The sequence below is a fragment of the Sulfitobacter geojensis genome (assembly GCF_000622325.1).
Taxonomy (GTDB): Bacteria; Pseudomonadota; Alphaproteobacteria; order Rhodobacterales; family Rhodobacteraceae; genus Sulfitobacter; species Sulfitobacter geojensis.
Map to the genome: position 1 here is coordinate 2573066 of NZ_JASE01000005.1, position 17761 is coordinate 2590826.

A 17761-nucleotide genomic window follows, 5' to 3' on the forward strand; every position below is an offset into this window, starting at 1 on the left:
CGGGGCAGTGTATTCCCGACCCCAGAGGCGGACATGAGAACGAGTATTATTTTCCCACGCGTGTTTGGGTGATGGCAGATATGCGCATCACGGCCGTCACCTGTGTCAAAAACGAAGGGCCTTTCCTGTTGGAATGGATCGCTTTCAACCGGATCATCGGCGTCACGGATTTCCTGTTTTATTCAAACGATTGCTCGGATGCGACGGATCGCTTGCTGGACAGGCTGCAAGAACACGGGGTGGTCGCCCATCTGCCCAACCCCGCAACCAATCGCAATTACCAGATGCAGGCGCTTAAGGCGTCGCGCCGCCACCCTTTGGTCAAACACGCCGATTGGGTGTGGATCGCGGATGTCGACGAGTTTCTGAACATCCACGTCGGGGATCACACCCTGCCCGCGCTGATCGACGCCTGCGGCAATCCGCAAGCGATCTCGGTCACCTTTCAGTTTATGGCAAACAACGGCATCGAAGAATTCGTAGACACGCCCGTAATCACTCAATTCCAACACAGCCATAATCCCGACATCTGGGGTGCGGATACGGCGATTGAAGTCAAATCACTGGTGCGCCGCGATTTCCCCACCGAATATTTCGGGGCCCACCGCCCGTTTCATGATGACGAAAAGGCCAAGCCCAAATGGACCGACGGATCAGGACGCCAGGTGCCCCCGCCGTTTCGCAAGGCCGCCGGCAAACGCCGCATCCGCGCCTTTCCCGCGCGCGACGCCCGTCGCTTTGCGACATTGAACCATTATGCGCTGCGCTCGCTCGACAGTTATCTGGTCAAGAACGACCGTGGTGACGTGAACCGCGAACACCGCGCGTTTGACGACAGCTATTGGCGTGAACGCAATGATCCGGCCTACCATGACGATAGCATCCTGCGCTACGAGGCCCCCTTGCAGGCCGAGATGGCGCGCCTGATGGCGCTGGACGGCGTGGCCGATCTGCATGCAGAGGCCGTGGCCCTGCACAAGGCCAAGCGCGACGCCCTGCTGGCACAAGAAAGCTATCAGCAGATGCGCGAACAACTGCGCAATGCGGCCCCCTTTAGTGATGCCGAAACGGCGATCCTCAAGGAACTGGCAGGCGCATGATCCCCAATCCGATCATCAGTTTAAGCCTGCCCAAATCGGGGACGACGACCCTTGCCATGGCCCTGCGGCGGGCAGGGTTGAACGTCATTGACTGGCGCATCCGCGAGGCGCAGACCTTTCGCGAAGACCTAAAAGACCAGCTGATTGCGCCACTGATGTACGAGGATTATTTTGGCAGCGGTGACCCGCTGGCGCGGTTCGACGAATTTCACGCCATCACGGAAATGAGCGCCATCAACGGCAAAATCAACATGTGGCCGCAAACCGACAGCGGCATGTTGGGGGCCATTCTGAAACACCATCCGGGGGCCAAGTTCCTCTTGTCGATGCGTGATCCTGAAGCGGTTGCCAAAAGCATGATGGGCTGGAACAATCTGGGTCAGGTGCGCCTGCCCCGCAACGATGTGCCCGGCTTGCCGCGCCCTTACGGTGGTAACGTCGAGAACCTGACGCGCTGGGTGAACGGGCATTACGATTTCTGTGCCCGCTTCTTTCGCCGCTCGCCGAATTTTCTGGCCTATGAGCTGGAAGAGAAAAACGTCCACCACCAGATCAGCCGCTTCCTGAGGCTGGAATTGCCATGGTGGGGCAAGGCGAACATGAACATCCGCCAGACAGACCCGTCCGATATGGAAAGCGATGATCATGTCGAAACCTGACCTGACCCTGTTGATCGGACCGACCGAAAAAGCGGCGATGCGGTTTCGCAGTCTGCTTAAACAAAAGGCCGGACCGTTGGCGAAAAAGGGCATTGTCGCGCCTGACTGGAACCATGTGCGTCTTTATGCGGCCTGCGCTGAGGCGGATGAGGTTGGTGTGCTGCGTTACCGGCGCGGGCTGGACAACCCGCTGGTGCAGCAAACACTCACCGCAGAATTCACCACATTGTTCGAAAAGGAATTGCCCGCGCTTGAGGACGCGCATGTTGTGCTGGCCTCCGCCCAACTGGGCAACCTGTTGTTTGCCCCCAGCGAAATCGAACGGCTTCACGGGCTTTTGTCGCCCTATTTCAGGAAAATCCGCATCGTTGCCCATGTCGAAGAGCAGGCCCGCCTGTTGGTGCAGCATTACACCTATGCGGTGCTTGAGGGACGACACACGTCCCTTGATCAGGAAATCGCGCTGGCCGGACAGAACGATTGGTGGGCCGGCGCGCTCGCGATGCGGGGTAAGACCGATCCTTACATCGGCCTTTTTGATGACATCCACGCCCCACCCTTCTGGCTGGATTTCAAGGGGCTGTTGGACCTCTGGGAAACATCTTTCGGGAACGGCAATGTCAGCCTGCATCCTCTTGATCTTGTCGCGTTGAATTCAGATGCTGGCATGGATGCGCTTTGCGAAGCCCTGAATGTCAAAAACACCTTTGGCAAAGCCGAAGCCGGCCGGCTGTTTCAGCCCGAGCCCGCGCCGTCGCTGGCCCGAATGCGGCAGATGAACGACGTTCTGATCCGCTATAGCAAAGTGCGCGACATGATCATCCCGCGCGACACCTGGACTCAGGTGCACAAGAACGTGCGCACCGGCGGCACCCCGATCGAAGCGGGCAGCCTTGCCGCTGTGTCCGCCCGTTTCAAGGCCGACAATGCGAAACTGGCGAAACGGTTTCCCGATCTCAAACCGGCCCTGCGCCCGGATGCGCCCCTTGCCAGCTGGACAGAAGCCGCACCGACGATGGGCTTTCGCGCGAGCCAGTATCTGGCGGCCTTTGCCCATGCCTTGCGCAAGGCCTCCACCTCGGGCGCAGAAAAACGTGCCGAAGTCGATGCGGCACGGCAAGCTGCCGAGAAATTCGAGGACATTCTGGCGGATGACAGCACCGACAAGGCGGAACGGCAGGCCAACAAGCGCTTGTTGAACCGCGTCAAGGTGAACCACCAAATGGTCATGTCGACCCAGTTCAAACCCCACAACAATCTTGGTGCGGTAAACGAAGAAGACCTTGCCGCCGCCTATACCGCGATTGCGCCACGCAAGTTGAAAAACGGCGGCACTGGCAATGTCGTTGTCGGCTGTATGAAAAACGAAGCGCCCTATATCGTGGAATGGGTGGCCTATCACCGCGCGATGGGCGTCGACAATTTTCTAATCTACACCAATGATTGCACTGATGGCACCGATGAGGTGCTGGGCCGTCTGATGGAAATGGGCGTTCTGGAACATCGCAACAACGACAACTGGAAGGGCAATTCCCCCCAGCAGCACGCGCTGAACAAATCGTTGAAAGAGCCGTTGATCACCAACGCAGAATGGATCGCCCATATCGATGTGGACGAATTCATGAACGTGCGCTGCGGCAATGGCACGCTGGAGGATCTCTTTGCCGCGGTGCCCGACGCCACCAATATTGCGATGACATGGCGGTTGTTCGGGCATAACGGCGTGACCCGCCTGAACGATGAATTTGTGATCGACCAGTTTGACACCTGCGCCCCGAAATACTGCCCCAAACCCCATACCGTTTGGGGGTTCAAGACCATGTTCCGCAACATCGGGGCTTACGCCAAGATTTCATGCCACCGTCCTAATAAATTGGACGAAGGGTTTGAGAACAAAGTGAAATGGGTGAACGGATCAGGTCAGGACATGACCCGCGATGCCGCTCACAACGGGTGGCGGTCCTCCAAGAAAAACGTCGGCTACGACCTGTTGCAACTGAACCATTACGCCCTGCGCAGCGCCGAAAGCTTTCTGATCAAACGCCAGCGCGGACGGGCGCTGCATGTGGACCGCTCTATCGGGATCAACTACTGGATCCGCATGGACTGGTCCGATTTCCGCGATGTCACCATCAAACGCAACATTCCCCGCCTGCAGGCCGAATATGACCGGTTGATGCAAGACCCCAAGTTGAAGAAGGCGCATCAGGACGGGCTGGCATGGCACAAGGCGAAGGCGCAGGAACTGCACGAAAAGCCGGAGTTTGCTGAGCTTTACAATCAGGCGCTGGCCGTAAAACTGGATGAAACAGAGCGCGTGGCCTATGCCCTGTCTCTGGATATGGAGAGCTGACATGAACGCTGACGCAAAACCGGCCGATGAATTCATAATGTCACGCGGCATGAAGTTTCCCCGCCACCCCGAGATCATGCAAGGCAAAATTCGCCGCATGCTGAGGCGCGGTGTTTATGAACGCAAAGAGAGCGAAGCCGCGCTGCGTGTTGTGCGCGAAGGCGACGTGGTTGTCGAACTGGGCGGCGGCATCGGCTATATGTCAACGCTGGTTGCCACGAAACGCAAGATCAAATCCGTGCATGTATTCGAAGCCAACGCCAATCTGATCCCCTATATGAAGTCCGTTCACGCGGCAAACGGCGTCACCAATGCCCATGTTACCAACGCGATTCTCGGCCCCCGCAAAGGCAAGGTCGATTTCTACGTCCGCGACCCGATGCTGGGGTCGTCGATGGAAATTCTGGAAGGCGAAGTCGACCCACCCGCCGTCAAGGTTGACGTGCTGGACGCAAAAACCACCTTTAAGGACATTGGCGCAAACGTGCTGATCTGCGACATCGAAGGGGCCGAAGCCGATCTGATCCCCTCCATTGACCTGACCGGCCTGCGCGCCGCCATCATTGAAACCCACCCGCAGTGGATCGGGCCCGAAGGCATTCAAAAAGTGTTCCGCGCTTTCATGGATGCGGGGCTGACCTATTACCACCGCGGTTCAGAGGGCAAGGTAATTGCCTTTCGCGACCGCTGGTAGATGACCTATCTCGCCATCCTCTGTGTACGCAACGAGGCGGCCTTTCTGCTTGAATGGCTGGCCCATCACCGCGCCACAGGGATTGACGACTTCCTTGTCTTTTCAAACGATTGCAGCGATGGCACCGATCTGATGCTGGACAGGTTGGCGCAGATGGGTCTGCTGACCCATGTGCGCAACACCGGTCCCTATGACAAGGGTGGCATCCAGTTCACCGCCCTGAAAGCAGCGGCGAAAATGGCCCAGGTGAAACAGGCCGACTGGATCTTGCCGCTGGATGTGGACGAGTTTGTGAACATCCACACCGGCGATCATACGCTGGGCGCCCTGCACGCCGCCCTGCCCGATGCCAGCGCCATCACCTTGACGTGGCGGCTGTTCGGCACATCGGGACAGGCGCATTATCATGACAGCCCCGTTCTTGATACCTTCACAAAATGCGCACCTGTGGTGATGCATTGGCCGTGGCGCGCCGCAATGTTCAAAACGCTGTATCGCAACGACGGGACGTATAAAAAACCGGGCGTTCACCGGCCTCGTGATCCCGACCGCTCAAGGTTGGCGAAAGCGCAGTGGGTCGACGGCACCGGCCGCACCCTGCCCGATAGTTTCAAAACCAAAGGCATCTTTTCGCCTTACGGGCGGGACAATTACGGACTGGTGCAGCTCAATCACTATCCACTGGGCGCGCTGGAATCCTACGTCCTGAAGGCGGATCGCGGACGGGCTGTTCATTCCGATGATCTGCTGGGCCTTGATTATTTTGTCGAGCGCAATTTCAACACCGACACCGATACCAGCATTCAGGCGCTTGCCCCGCAACGCGCGGCGGAACTGAACGCGCTTATGTCGGATGCGCCCCTCGCGGCGTTGCACGCGCAGGCCGTGAAATGGCGCAAGGATCGCTTCATACAGCTGCTGCAACAAGAACCCTTTCGTGCCCTTTTCGGGCGATTGCTGATGACCCCTCCGACACAGCCCCTGACGGCAAAAGCTGCGCAATTTCTGATCCATCACGCGCAGCTTGCCCAGAAAAACAAGGGCGAATAGCACCGTTTAGGCGTGTATTTACCTAATTTCTGCCGCAATACGCTGGTAGTCCTGCCTGCAAATCGCACATCTTAACAAGCGATACGTGGATTTGAGGACGCGGCCATGACAGATGAAACGCCAACGCTAGAGACATCCTTGCTGGACCTGCCACGGCGGGAATGGTTGAGACTTGTCGAAGAGATTGTCGATGAAGACGGCTATCTCGAAAGTCTTGGCCGGCGTCACCACGCGATCTTTGTCGAAAAGGGCAATACCCTGCTGGTCACCTTCGAAACCCTGCAAGGCATGCATGCGCTTTCCGATATGGGACAACCGCTGGGCTGGGAAATGCTGCGTGATCATGGCTGGTCGCATCTGTGTCTGGCCTCCAACGGCGATACATGGTTCCGCGACAAGGCGGTCTATGGCTATTTTGACCGGCTGATCGACGATGGTTTCTTTGACGAGTTCGACAATGTGGTTTTCTACGGCGCTGGTCCTTGCGCCTATGCGGCTGCGGCCTTTTCAGTATCGGCACCCGGCGCGCGGGTGCTGGCAATCCAGCCCCAAGCCACGCTTGATCCACGCCTGACCGAATGGGACGACCGCTTTACCGACATGCGGATACAGGATTTTACCACGCGCTATGGCTATGCGCCCGAAATGCTGGATGCGGCAGAAAAGGGGTATGTCATCTATGATCCACGCGAAAAGCTCGACGCCATGCATGCGGCCCTGTTTACCCGCCCCAATGTAGACAAATACCGTATGCGTTTTATGGGCGATGCGCTGCAAACCGATCTGTTGGAAATGGGCACCTGGGCGCCCTTGCTGCAAGCCGTGGCCACCGATCAGCTAACCCCGCGCTTCTTTGCCGAACTTTACCGCGCGCGGCGTGACTACCGCCCTTATCTGCGCAACCTGCTGGACAGTTTCGAGGCCGAAGGCCGTACAGGCCTTGCAGAGGCCCTGTGTTCCAATGTGGCCAGCCGCATGCGCGCCCCGCGTTTTGCAATCACCCTGCGCAGAATTCAGAACGCCCGCGCGCAAGATCAACAAGACGCGACAGATCAGGACTAGTCCTGCGCGGGTGGCTGTGCTACCGCCGCACCCATGACAAAAACATTGACGATCCGCCGTCCTGACGACTGGCACCTGCACCTGCGCGACGGCGATATGCTGCGCGCCGTTTTGCCCCATACCTCCGCCCATTTCGCCCGTGCGATCATCATGCCCAATCTGGTCCCCCCCGTGGTCACCATGGCAGATGCCACGGCCTACCGGGACCGGATTGTCGCGGCCCTGCCCGAGGGCAGTGGTTTTACCCCGCTGATGACCCTCTATCTGACCGAAAACACCGATCCTGCGGATGTCGCTGCGGCCCATGCCGCCGGTCTGATCCATGCGGTGAAACTCTATCCCGCGGGCGCGACAACCAATTCCGCCAGCGGTGTGGCCAACTTTGACAAAGTTGCGCAAGTGCTTGAAAAAATGGCAGAGATTGGTCTGCCCCTGTGTACCCACGGCGAAGTCACCGACGCCGATGTCGACATCTTTGACCGCGAGGCCGTGTTCATCGACCGTGTGCTGGACCCGATCCGTCGCAAGCATCCCCAATTGCGCGTGATCATGGAACATATCACCACATCGGATGCGGTCGAATATGTGAAATCCCAACCGGAAAACCTGGCCGCGACCATCACCACGCATCATCTGGTGATCAACCGCAATCATATCCTCGCCGGGGGGATCAAGCCGCATTACTATTGCCTGCCGGTCGCCAAACGCGAAACCCACCGCCTTGCGCTGCGCGCCGCGGCCACATCGGGTGATGTGCGGTTCTTTCTCGGGACAGATTCAGCGCCACACACCGACGCCAACAAACTGCTGCCCTGCGGATGTGCGGGGTGTTTTACCGCGACAAACACCATGTCGATCCTCGCCGAAGTGTTTGAGCAGGACGGCGCGCTGGCGCAGCTTGAATCCTTCGCCAGCCGCAACGGTCCCGCCTATTACGGGCTGCCGGTGAATGAAGAAACCATCACCCTGACGCGGCAAGCCCCTGATTATCCGACACATATCGAGACGCCTGACGGTCCAGTTACCGTCTTTGACCCCGATATGCCCCTGAACTGGTCAATTTCGTAACCGCGCTGCTTTCTGATAAGAAAACGGCCAAAGGCTTTTGCAAAAGCCTTCACCACCCGGAGATACCGCATGATCCCTTCCAGCTATCCTGACGCCGCCGAAATGGCCCGCCTCACCGCCCGCATGTTGCTGGAGATCAAAGCAGTTAACTTTAACTCCAAAGACCCGTTCACCCTCTCTTCCGGCTTGCCCAGCCCGACCTACGTCGATTGCCGCAAGCTGATCAGCTATCCGCGCATCCGCAGCACCTTGATGGATTTTCTGACTGTAACGGTGATGCGCAACGCCGGTTTCGAAGCCTTTGACAACATCGCCGGTGGCGAAACCGCGGGCATCCCCTTTGCAGCCCTCGTCGCGGAACGCATGGCCTTGCCCATGACTTATGTGCGTAAAAAACCCAAAGGCTACGGCAAAAATGCCCGTATCGAGGGGGACATGACCGAAGGCCAGCGCGTGCTGCTGGTTGAGGATCTGACCACCGATGGCGGCTCGAAACTCAGCTTTGTCGATGCGATCCGTGAAACCGGTGCCACCTGCGCCCACACGGCCGTGATCTTTTACTACGGCATTTTTCCCCAGACCGAAAAGACGCTGGGCGATCACGGTGTTAACCTGCATTCGCTGTGCACCTGGTGGGATGTTCTTGCCGAAGCCAAAGCGCAGAACGCCTTTGATGCCGCTACCCTGCAAGAGGTCGAAGCCTTCCTGAATGCCCCGAAGGAATGGCAGGAGCTTCATAAAAAATAAACCTTTATGAACACCCGATGTTGACGCAAAGGGCCGCAATCAGGCAATATGTTGTAGCTGTCGCCTGTTTTGCGGCTTATCCACAAAACATACAATTTGCGCCACGCCATCCCAGCCTCTAAACCGAGCCGTGGGAAAAATCGGGTGAGATAATGAACGAAATCACGTCACTGAACGCGAACGATATTGCTGTGCAGGCACCGGAAACGATGCCGCATTCCATCGAGGCCGAACAACAGCTTCTGGGCGCAATTCTGACCAATAACGACATCTACGACCGCATCGCCGCGATCATCGGCCCCAAGCACTTCTACGATCCCGTGCACGCGCGCATCTTTGACATCGCCTCGCAGCGGATTGCCAAGAACAACCTCGCCTCGCCCGTGACCCTCAAGGCATTCATGGAAGAAGACGAAGGCCTGAAAGAACTGGGTGGTCCCGCCTATCTTGCCCGCCTCGCCGGTGCCGCCATTTCCGCTTTTGCCGCGCGCGATTACGCCCAGATGATTTATGATCTGGCCGTGCGCCGCGATCTGATCCAGCTGGGCCGCGATATTTCTGCCAAGGCGGCGCAGGTTGATGTGTCTTCCGAACCGCGTGAACAAATTGTCGAAGCTGAACAAGAGCTCTACAAGATGGCGGAACAAGGCAACGCTGAAACCGGATTTCAAAGCTTTCTCAAGGCGGTAACAGACGCTGTTAATGTCGCCAATACCGCCTATCAGCGGGACGGCGGCCTGTCCGGCGTGTCCACCGGCCTGATTGACATGGACGGCAAGCTTGGCGGTTTGCACCGCTCCGACTTGTTGATCCTTGCCGGTCGTCCGTCGATGGGGAAAACCTCGCTCGCGACCAACATTGCCTTTAACGTCGCCAAAGCTTACAAACGCGGCCGTCTTGCCGATGGATCCGAAGGGGCCGTCGATGGCGGGGTTGTCGGGTTTTATTCGCTGGAAATGAGCGCCGAACAGCTTGCTGCGCGGATCCTGTCGGAAGCCGCAGAAATTCCGTCACACCAGATCCGGTCCGGCGACATGTCGGAAACCGAATTCCGCCGCTTTGTCGATGCCGCGAAATCTCTTGAGGCCTGCCCGCTTTACATTGACGACACGCCAGCCTTGCCAATCAGCCAGCTTGCCGCCCGTGCGCGGCGTCTGAAACGGACGCACGGCCTGGACGTGTTGATCGTTGACTATTTGCAGTTGGTGCGCGGCACCGGTAAATCCGACAACCGCGTGAACGAGATTTCCGAGATCACCATGGGTCTCAAGGCGATTGCCAAGGAACTCGATATTCCGGTGATCGCCCTGTCGCAGCTGTCGCGTCAGGTGGAAAACCGCGAAGACAAACGCCCGCAGCTGTCGGATTTGCGCGAATCGGGGTCGATCGAACAGGACGCGGATGTGGTGATGTTCGTGTTCCGTGAGGAATATTATAAAGAACGTGAAAAACCCGGCGATCACGACCTTGAAGCGATGGCCCGTTGGCAAGAAGAGATGGAACGCCTGCATGGGCGCGCCGAGGTTGTCATCGGCAAGCAGCGGCACGGTCCCATTGGCACGGTCGAGCTGAGTTTCGAAGGGCGGTTCACCCGCTTTGGGAACCTTGCCAAGCCGTGGCAACAGGGGGGCGGCGAAGAGGAATTTTAACCAAGGGTTAATTTCCTCCACAGGCCAAAAAGAAACGTCTGCCCCGAAAAGGCAGACGTTTACTTTTAAAAAACCACGATTTCCCATGGTTTTGCACCGCGCGGCTCACCTTACTTCAAAGTTAACCGCGCAGCCTGTTGAATTCAGTCCACCGACTTAACCTCATAGCGCAGACCTTTGGCCGTGCCGTCGGCAAAACCTTTCCACGCGGTGTGGTCTTCTTTTGGTGTGCCGTCTTCGTTCATAGACCAGACGCCGTCGTTGGAATTCTCGATCAGCTCAAGATACGCCGCATTATCGGCGTCCGCCTTCAGCTCCCGATCCAGCCAGGCCGTGACAAAATGCTGCGCAATGTTGTTCATGCGCACCGTATCCCAAACCGGATCGGTATAGTGTGACGAGATGTCGAACCCCTTGTCTTCGTTGAAGTAAAAGCTTTCGGCGGGTGCTGGCATCGGTGCTGCGGTGTTATGGCCGCCGTTTTCATAGGTCAGCAACGCATGGGGCAAGGCCGATGCGTTTTCCCAAATCGCGCGTACCCCCTTTTCATAGAGGGAAACAGTGTCTTGCGAGCCTGCGATAAAGAGCATCGGAATGCCGATACCGGAAAGCCCCTCAGCATCCCAGAACCCCGTGTTCATGCCCCAAGGGCCAAAGGCCACGGCAGTTTTGATCCGAGGATCAGGCAGCGCCTTGTGAGTTTCGCTGCCAGCCTGATGGATGCCCAAAGTGCCATGTGGCCCGCCCCACGGATAGGCTACGGAAGCCTCGGTGACACCGCCCCCTGCCGTGATGATCGCGCCGTAACCGCCCATGGAATAGCCAATCAAACCGGTGTTATCCGCATCGTACAGCCCTGCGAAATCGCCGCCTTCGGCTGCCATTTTGGCCATTTCCTCAAGCACGAAAAGCTGATCCAGCGATCGGTTGACCAAGGTAGATCCAAAGGCCGCCTGTGTGCGGTAGGTGCTGTCCGTGTGGTCGATCGATGCGACGACATACCCTTTTGACGCGATGTTTTCTGCCAGATGGGACAGCAAAAAGCGGTTGCCGGGATAGCCGTGGCTGATCAAAACCAGTGGATACCCCGCCGCTTCGGCCGGTGCCGCGTCCCGCATGGCGCGCCCTGTCAGGGTGACTTCGGTGCTGCCATCCCGCAGGAAAGCCTTGAATGATGTTTCGCCACTGGCATCTGCCGCCGCCGGATACCACATTTCCACCGTTAACGGGCGGTCATAGGTGGGCAGTGTCGCCGGTTTATCTGCGGCCGGATCGATCGCCAGAATGTTGATCTGACCGGGGTTCACCATCTCAAGCTGGCGCACACCAACGGGCAGTTCCCCATAGGCGGCCAGTTCGGGCGCTGTCGGCAATTGGGTATCAATGCGGTTTTCGGCCAGACCGGCCGACGCCGCGAGACCAAGGGCGACCGCAAGCGGTGCCGTTTTCATTGTCGATTTCATTGGTGTTTCCTCCTCCAGTTTAGGCAAGCTTTGCCCGAGCCTCCCTTAAGGGCAAGATGGAATTCGGTGACGTTACATCACGATACCGGTGCAATCGGCACTGGCTGTGGTCTGCTTGTCCCTTTGGCGGGATTTGGATAAGCCTCTGACAAGTCGGGTTTGGCCTGCGCCCTGCCCGTTTCGGATCTGCTACAGGACTTGCCACCATGACCACCGCCACGCTGACCATCGACCTGCCTGCGATCACTGCCAACTGGCAGGCGCTCGACAAGCTGAGCACCAGCGAAACCGCCGCTGTGATCAAGGCCGACGCCTACGGGTTGGGCATTACCAAAGTCGGCCCCGCACTGGCCAAAGCCGGCGCGCGCCGGTTCTTTGTGGCAGCGGCCGAGGAAGGCGTCGCCTTGCGCCGTGTTCTGGGGTCCGGCCCCGAAATCTGTGTCTTTTCCGGCCATATGGCAGGGGATGCCGATATGATCCGCACCGCAACACTGACGCCGATGATCAACTCCGTTGATCAATTGCTGATCCATGTAGAGTCCCTACCCGGCCATCCCTTTGGCATTCAGCTGGACACCGGCATGAACCGGTTGGGCATGGAACCTGCCGAATGGTCTGCCGTGCGCGACATTGCCATTGCCCAAAAGCCGGTGCTGATCATGTCGCATCTTGCCTGCGCGGATACGCCCGATCACGTGATGAACCAAATGCAGCTCGACTGCTTTAACGAGATGACACAGGGAGTTGATATTCCACGGTCTTTGTCTGCAACGGGCGGGATCCTTCTGGGCGAAAAGTACCATTTCGATATCACCCGCCCGGGCGTGGGCCTGTATGGCGGATTGCCTTTTGTGGATGCCACACCGGTGGTTAGTCTGGACATTCCCGTGATCCAGATCCGCGATGTGACGGCGGGGGAAAGCGTCGGCTATGCCAACGCCTTTGTCGCCAAATCCGAAACCCGCGTGGCAACGATTGCCGCCGGATATGCCGATGGTCTGATCCGCGCGATGGGCGACGGCGCAACCCTTACCTATGACGGCCAGCCGGTGCCGGTTATCGGGCGCGTGTCGATGGATATGATCACGGTCGACATCAGCCGTTTGGCGGATGTGCCAGAGCATTTGCAACTGATCGGCCTGCACCAGTCTGTCGATACGGTGGCGGGTTTCGCTGGCACCATCGGCTATGAAATCCTGACCTCGCTGGGTGCACGCTATGATCGGGTGTATCTGACGTGAAGTGGAGCGGCTGGGCCCTTGCCGCGCTGAACCTCAGCCTGCTGGCGCTTTACCCGCTGGCGTGGTGGGCCCCTTTGATGCGGGCGGGGGTGTTGCCGCTGTTTTCGCTGAGCGAAATTTCGGTCCTGACGGGGATACAATCGCTTTGGGCTTCGGACATCTTTCTGGCCTTGGTCGTCACTGTTTTCGCCCTGTTTGCGCCCTACCTCAAAACCATCGCCATGGCATTGGTGCATTTCGATCTGCTGAAACCCCAAGTACTGCCGGTCTTGCAGATATTAGGCAAACTGGCGATGGCAGATGTCTTTTTAATCGCTCTCTATATCACCTTAGCAAAAGGCATCGGTCTGGGCCGGATCGAGGTTGCTTGGGGTCTTTATCTTTTCACAGGCTGCATTCTTGCCTCGCTCTGGGTCAGCTGGAAAACGCAACAATCGCTGCGCGCCTCAGCAATTGATCGCGAACAGGAAACAACCTGAGGCAGAACTGTTGTATTTGTAGCGAACTTTCCCGATTTGCGCCGCTTTTCCGACTTTTTCCATGCATAGTTTGGACGTTCGGCATAAACTTGCCGACAGATACTTCCTGGGGGAATGTCTTTGTCTACTGTTCGCGCCCTTGCGTATTTTATCCAGTTTATCATGCAGCGTCTTGCGCTGACTGTTTTTGCGCTTGGCGCTTTGGCGCTGCTCGTGGCAAGTGTTATGGCCGCTTTTGGAATTTGGTCATGGATCGAAATATCGTTGAACTATCAGGGCCAGACCATCGAAAATGCCGGCATGTATGCGCAGATCGGTCTTACCGTATTGGCGGTTGGCCTGTGTTTCTTTTTGCCGTCCAACCGGCGCATCATGACTTTGGAAAATTCGCATCGTAACTTTTCCATCGGGATGGAGGACGTCGCCCGCGCATATGCTGCCGTGCATGCCGCTGATCGCGCCGAAACTTTCCGGTTAAGCTCGGAATTTGATGCGGTGCGCGAACGGCTGGCCTACCTGCGCGACCACCCCGATCTAAGCACGCTCGAGCCCGCCCTGCTCGAAGTTGCGGCCCAGATGAGCCACCTAAGCCGTGAACTGGCAGAGGTTTATTCGGATGAGAAAATCGCCCGCGCCCGCAGTTTCCTGAAGGAGCGCCAGCAAGAGATTGCCTTGTTCAACAGCCGTCTGGATCAGGCCAAAGCAATCACCACCGACCTGAAACACTGGGTGCATGAGGTTGAACTGGAGGAAAGCGTCGCCGTGGCGCAGCTGGACAGGTTGCGCGCCGAAATGCAGGAAATCCTGCCGGAGCTGGGGCTGGAAAGCCGTCTGAAATCAGATCAAACCGCGCTGGATAATACCGTCGTCGGGATGCAGCCTAAGGCGGCAGAGTAAGAGAGCGGAAACTTTCAAAGTTTCCGACCGCTTTCTTTCAAAGAAAGCGTCCCCGCGCGCCCCGTTTTTCCCTTTGACGCCCCCTGTCTGCTGCGCCACAACACGCGCATGGCAAAACCCGTAAAATCATTCTCCTGCACCGCCTGTGGTGCCAGTTTCAACAAATGGTCCGGCCGTTGTGACGGCTGTGGCGATTGGAACACCATTCAGGAAGACAAAGGCATTTCCGCCGGTCCGCCCAGCAAATCACTGGGCGCACGACGGGGATCGTCGGTCCAGCTGACCGATCTTTCCACCGAAGAAGCCCCGCCCCCGCGCAGCCACTCCGGTATCACTGAACTTGACCGCGTGTTGGGCGGCGGACTTGTTCCTGCGTCGGCAATCCTTGTCGGCGGGGATCCGGGTATCGGGAAATCCACATTGCTGCTGCAAGCGGCTGCGCATTTCGCAAAGGCCGGTCTGAAAACGATTTATGTTTCGGGCGAAGAGGCCTCGGCACAGGTGCGCATGCGCGCCCAGCGACTTGGTCTGTCGGACGCGCCGGTGCAACTGGCCGCCGAAACCAACCTGCGCGACATTCTGACCACGCTCGACAAGGAGCGCCCACAGCTGGCGATCATCGATTCGATCCAGACCATGTGGGCCGATAACGTCGAATCCGCCCCCGGCTCGGTGTCGCAAGTCCGCGCGGCGAGCCACGAATTGACCGCTTTTGCAAAGCGCACCGGCACCTCGGTGATCCTTGTTGGTCACGTCACCAAGGAAGGCGCCATCGCGGGGCCGCGGGTTGTCGAACATATGGTCGACACCGTGCTCTATTTCGAAGGCGAGCGCGGCCATCAGTTCCGCATCCTGCGCAGCGTGAAGAACCGTTTCGGCCCTGCAGATGAAATCGGCGTGTTTGAAATGACCGGTAAGGGGCTGGCCGAAGTGACCAACCCCTCCGCGCTGTTCTTGTCCGAACGCGGCCAGCCCGCTGCCGGATCAGTGGTATTTGCCGGCATCGAAGGCACGCGCCCTGTGCTTGTCGAACTACAGGCCCTCGTGGCCCCCTCACCGCATTCCCAAGCACGGCGCACGGTTGTCGGCTGGGATTCGGGCCGCCTTGCAATGATCCTCGCCGTGCTCGAAGCGCGCTGCGGCATCCCTTTCGCCGGGCTTGACGTTTATCTCAACGTGGCGGGCGGCATGAAAATCTCTGAACCCGCTGCCGATCTGGCCGTTGCCGCGGCCCTGTTAAGTGCGCGCGAAGACACCGCCCTGCCCGCAGAGACCGTTGTTTTTGGTGAAATCAGCCTGTCTGGAGCCCTAAGACCGGCCACCCAGACCGAAAATAGGTTGAAAGAAGCGCAAAAACTTGGTTTTACCAGCGCTATCGCGCCTGCAGGTGGCAAAACCGCAGCCGCATCCGGCATATCGCTGAATACAATGAGCGATCTGACCGGCTTTGTTGGTGAAATTTTCGGTGCGGGTTAACGCGCCACTCGGGTAAAGGGCAGGACGACGATGGAAGGTTTTACGATTATTGACGGCGTGGTGGCGCTTGTCATCATCCTTTCCGCCCTGCTGGCCTACGGGCGTGGCCTTGTGCGCGAAGGCATGGCGATTGTCGGCTGGATTGCCGCGGCGATCCTTGCCTTCCTGTTTGCCCCGCGCGTCGAGCCGCTGGTGCGCGAGATCCCTGTCATCGGTGAGTTTCTGGCGGACAGCTGCGAATTGTCGATCATCGGGGCCTTTGCTGTGGTTTTTGCCATCGCGCTGATCGTGGTGTCACTGTTCACACCCTTGTTTTCATCGCTTGTACAGCGCTCTGTTTTTGGCGGGCTGGATCAGGGGCTGGGGTTCATTTTTGGTGTGGCGCGCGGCATTCTGCTCGTCGCCATTGCCTTTTTCGTCTATGAAACCGTGATTACCGGACAGCAATTCACCATCGTGGATGAAAGCCGTTCTGCCGTGGTGTTCTCGCGCTTTACCGGCCAGATCGAAGAACAGAACCCCGAGGCCGCGCTTGGCTGGATCACCACCCGTTACGAAGCACTTGTGGGTGCCTGCGGCGAGTAAGGCCGCAGGGGTAGAAATGCCCTTTTGCACAAAAATCAAGCGCCACCGGTAACATCTCGTTAACTAAGCTGAACTAGAAGTCAGGTCACCGACAAGGAGCCTTTGTGACTTCCCAGCACCCATATAGCGAATTCGACCTGGTCGCAGCGCCCGTTTTCGTTCTTGAGTTTAACAAGGACGGCGCACCTGTGTACGCCGCCTTTAACAAATACGGGCTTAAAAAGTCCGGGCGTCCCCTGTCGGATTATCTAGGCAAGACCGCGCAAGAGGTCTACGCCCAAGCATACGGGCGAACGGCCTATGCGCACCACTGCGCAGCGCGCGATACGGGCATTGCAATGTCCTATCAACTTGACCTGCCGGTCGGCGGGATCACCCGTAATATTCGCACGACCCTATACCCGGACATTGATGAAACCGGCAAAGTAACACGGTTGGTAGGCTGTTCCACTGACCTGTCGGTAGAGAGAAACGCTGTGGAAGCGAAAGTTCAATTCGACACGCTGGCGGCTGAAATGGAACAGTTTGTAGCGTTGGCCGCCCATGACTTACGCGCACCGATGCGCCAAATCTCAGCGATCGCGGACCTGCTGCGCGAAGACATCACAGACCGGACCGCCAGCAATCTCGAATTGTTGGACGCGCTGAACAAGATCGCGGCTAAAACCATGAATTTGGTGACCGATGTCTTGCAGCATGTCGAAATCGCCGCGGTCGGCAATACCGAAACCGTATTTAGTTTCCCTGCCCTTTGCTTTGATATTTGTGACACGCTTGATCCGAACAAACTACATAACGTTACAACTGCTTCGGCAACGCTTCGTGCTGATCGCACTGTGCTGCAAATCGCCCTGTGCAATATGATCGAAAATACGTTGAAACATGGCAACCGCGCACGGCTTAACATCAGGATTGATGTGCGCGAAGGGCCGGCTGGCATGATCGAAGTAGTGTTGACCGACGACGGCAACGGGTTCTCTTCCGATGCCCTAAGTGTCATGAACCACAGCCGCTTTCGCGCCGAAAGCGGGTATGGCTTGTTTGCAGTCAAGCGGCTTATTTCCGCCCGTGGCGGCACGTTGGTGGCGCAAAACCTGCCCAATGGCACCGGGGCAATCGTCAGGTTTACCTTGCCTGGCCGATACGTGGGCGGGTCGCTGAAGGCCGACGACCAGGCGCGACCCGGGGCGGAACAGCCCCGCACTGGAAATAGCGGGCACCGCCACAGCGCCTGACAA

The 17761-nt window shown here is 57.9% G+C and carries 16 protein-coding genes; 15 read left to right on the plus strand and 1 reads right to left on the minus strand.

The features are described 5' to 3' along the window. The first annotated feature begins 80 nt into the window (after window positions 1-80). From Z947_RS0114575 to Z947_RS0114615, 9 genes are all read left to right on the plus strand, one after another. Window positions 81-1100: a glycosyltransferase family 2 protein gene (locus tag Z947_RS0114575; protein WP_025045025.1), complete on the plus strand. Its 1020-nt coding sequence runs from the start codon at window positions 81-83 to the stop codon at window positions 1098-1100. Continuing rightward, a complete protein-coding gene (locus Z947_RS0114580; RefSeq protein WP_025045026.1) occupies window positions 1097-1759 on the plus strand; it encodes a sulfotransferase in 663 nt (220 codons plus the stop codon). Before Z947_RS0114575 ends, Z947_RS0114580 begins: the two co-directional genes overlap by 4 nt. Next, entirely contained in the window at window positions 1746-4112 is a 2367-nt protein-coding gene (locus Z947_RS0114585; protein WP_037938949.1) for a glycosyltransferase family 2 protein, read from the plus strand. The genes Z947_RS0114580 and Z947_RS0114585 overlap by 14 nt, the downstream gene beginning before the upstream one ends. A gap of 1 nt (window position 4113) precedes the next feature. Then, complete coding sequence (locus Z947_RS0114590; protein WP_025045028.1) at window positions 4114-4806, plus strand: FkbM family methyltransferase; 693 nt, start codon at window positions 4114-4116, stop codon at window positions 4804-4806. Then, window positions 4807-5856, plus strand: coding sequence for a glycosyltransferase family 2 protein (locus Z947_RS0114595; protein ID WP_025045029.1), 1050 nt, complete (start codon window positions 4807-4809; stop codon window positions 5854-5856). A gap of 105 nt (window positions 5857-5961) precedes the next feature. Then, window positions 5962-6918 carry a hypothetical protein gene (locus Z947_RS0114600; RefSeq protein ID WP_025045030.1) on the plus strand — a complete coding sequence of 319 codons (957 nt, stop codon included), beginning with the start codon at window positions 5962-5964 and terminating at the stop codon, window positions 6916-6918. Window positions 6919-6951: 33 nt separating this feature from the next. Beyond that, entirely contained in the window at window positions 6952-7986 is a 1035-nt protein-coding gene (gene pyrC / locus Z947_RS0114605; protein ID WP_025045031.1) for a dihydroorotase, read from the plus strand. Window positions 7987-8055: 69 nt separating this feature from the next. Then, window positions 8056-8733, plus strand: coding sequence for an orotate phosphoribosyltransferase (locus Z947_RS0114610; protein ID WP_025045032.1), 678 nt, complete (start codon window positions 8056-8058; stop codon window positions 8731-8733). A 152-nt stretch (window positions 8734-8885) separates the two neighbouring features. Next, window positions 8886-10382, plus strand: coding sequence for a replicative DNA helicase (locus Z947_RS0114615; RefSeq protein WP_025045033.1), 1497 nt, complete (start codon window positions 8886-8888; stop codon window positions 10380-10382). A 143-nt stretch (window positions 10383-10525) separates the two neighbouring features. Here Z947_RS0114615 and Z947_RS0114620 read toward each other — a convergent pair whose 3' ends face one another. Next, on the minus strand, window positions 10526-11833 hold the full coding sequence (locus Z947_RS0114620) for an alpha/beta hydrolase family protein (RefSeq protein ID WP_025045034.1): 1308 nt from the start codon (window positions 11831-11833) through the stop codon (window positions 10526-10528). A 218-nt stretch (window positions 11834-12051) separates the two neighbouring features. Between Z947_RS0114620 and alr the strand changes: the two genes are divergently transcribed. The 6 genes from alr (at window position 12052) to Z947_RS0114650 (ending at window position 17758) form a co-directional block, all read left to right on the plus strand. Further along, window positions 12052-13086, plus strand: a complete 1035-nt coding sequence (alr, locus tag Z947_RS0114625; RefSeq protein ID WP_025045035.1) for an alanine racemase — start codon at window positions 12052-12054, stop codon at window positions 13084-13086. Beyond that, window positions 13083-13565, plus strand: coding sequence for a paraquat-inducible protein A (locus Z947_RS0114630; RefSeq protein WP_025045036.1), 483 nt, complete (start codon window positions 13083-13085; stop codon window positions 13563-13565). The genes alr and Z947_RS0114630 overlap by 4 nt, the downstream gene beginning before the upstream one ends. A 114-nt stretch (window positions 13566-13679) precedes the next feature. After that, window positions 13680-14462, plus strand: coding sequence for a hypothetical protein (locus tag Z947_RS0114635; protein ID WP_037938955.1), 783 nt, complete (start codon window positions 13680-13682; stop codon window positions 14460-14462). 108 nt (window positions 14463-14570) lie between these two features. Continuing rightward, entirely contained in the window at window positions 14571-15938 is a 1368-nt protein-coding gene (gene radA / locus Z947_RS0114640) for a DNA repair protein RadA (RefSeq protein ID WP_025045038.1), read from the plus strand. 30 nt (window positions 15939-15968) lie between these two features. After that, a complete protein-coding gene (locus Z947_RS0114645; protein WP_025045039.1) occupies window positions 15969-16523 on the plus strand; it encodes a CvpA family protein in 555 nt (184 codons plus the stop codon). A 104-nt stretch (window positions 16524-16627) separates the two neighbouring features. Further along, the gene (locus Z947_RS0114650; RefSeq protein WP_025045040.1) at window positions 16628-17758 is read left to right on the plus strand and encodes a PAS domain-containing sensor histidine kinase; all 1131 of its coding nucleotides are present in this window, start codon (window positions 16628-16630) and stop codon (window positions 17756-17758) included. Window positions 17759-17761 lie beyond the last annotated feature (3 nt).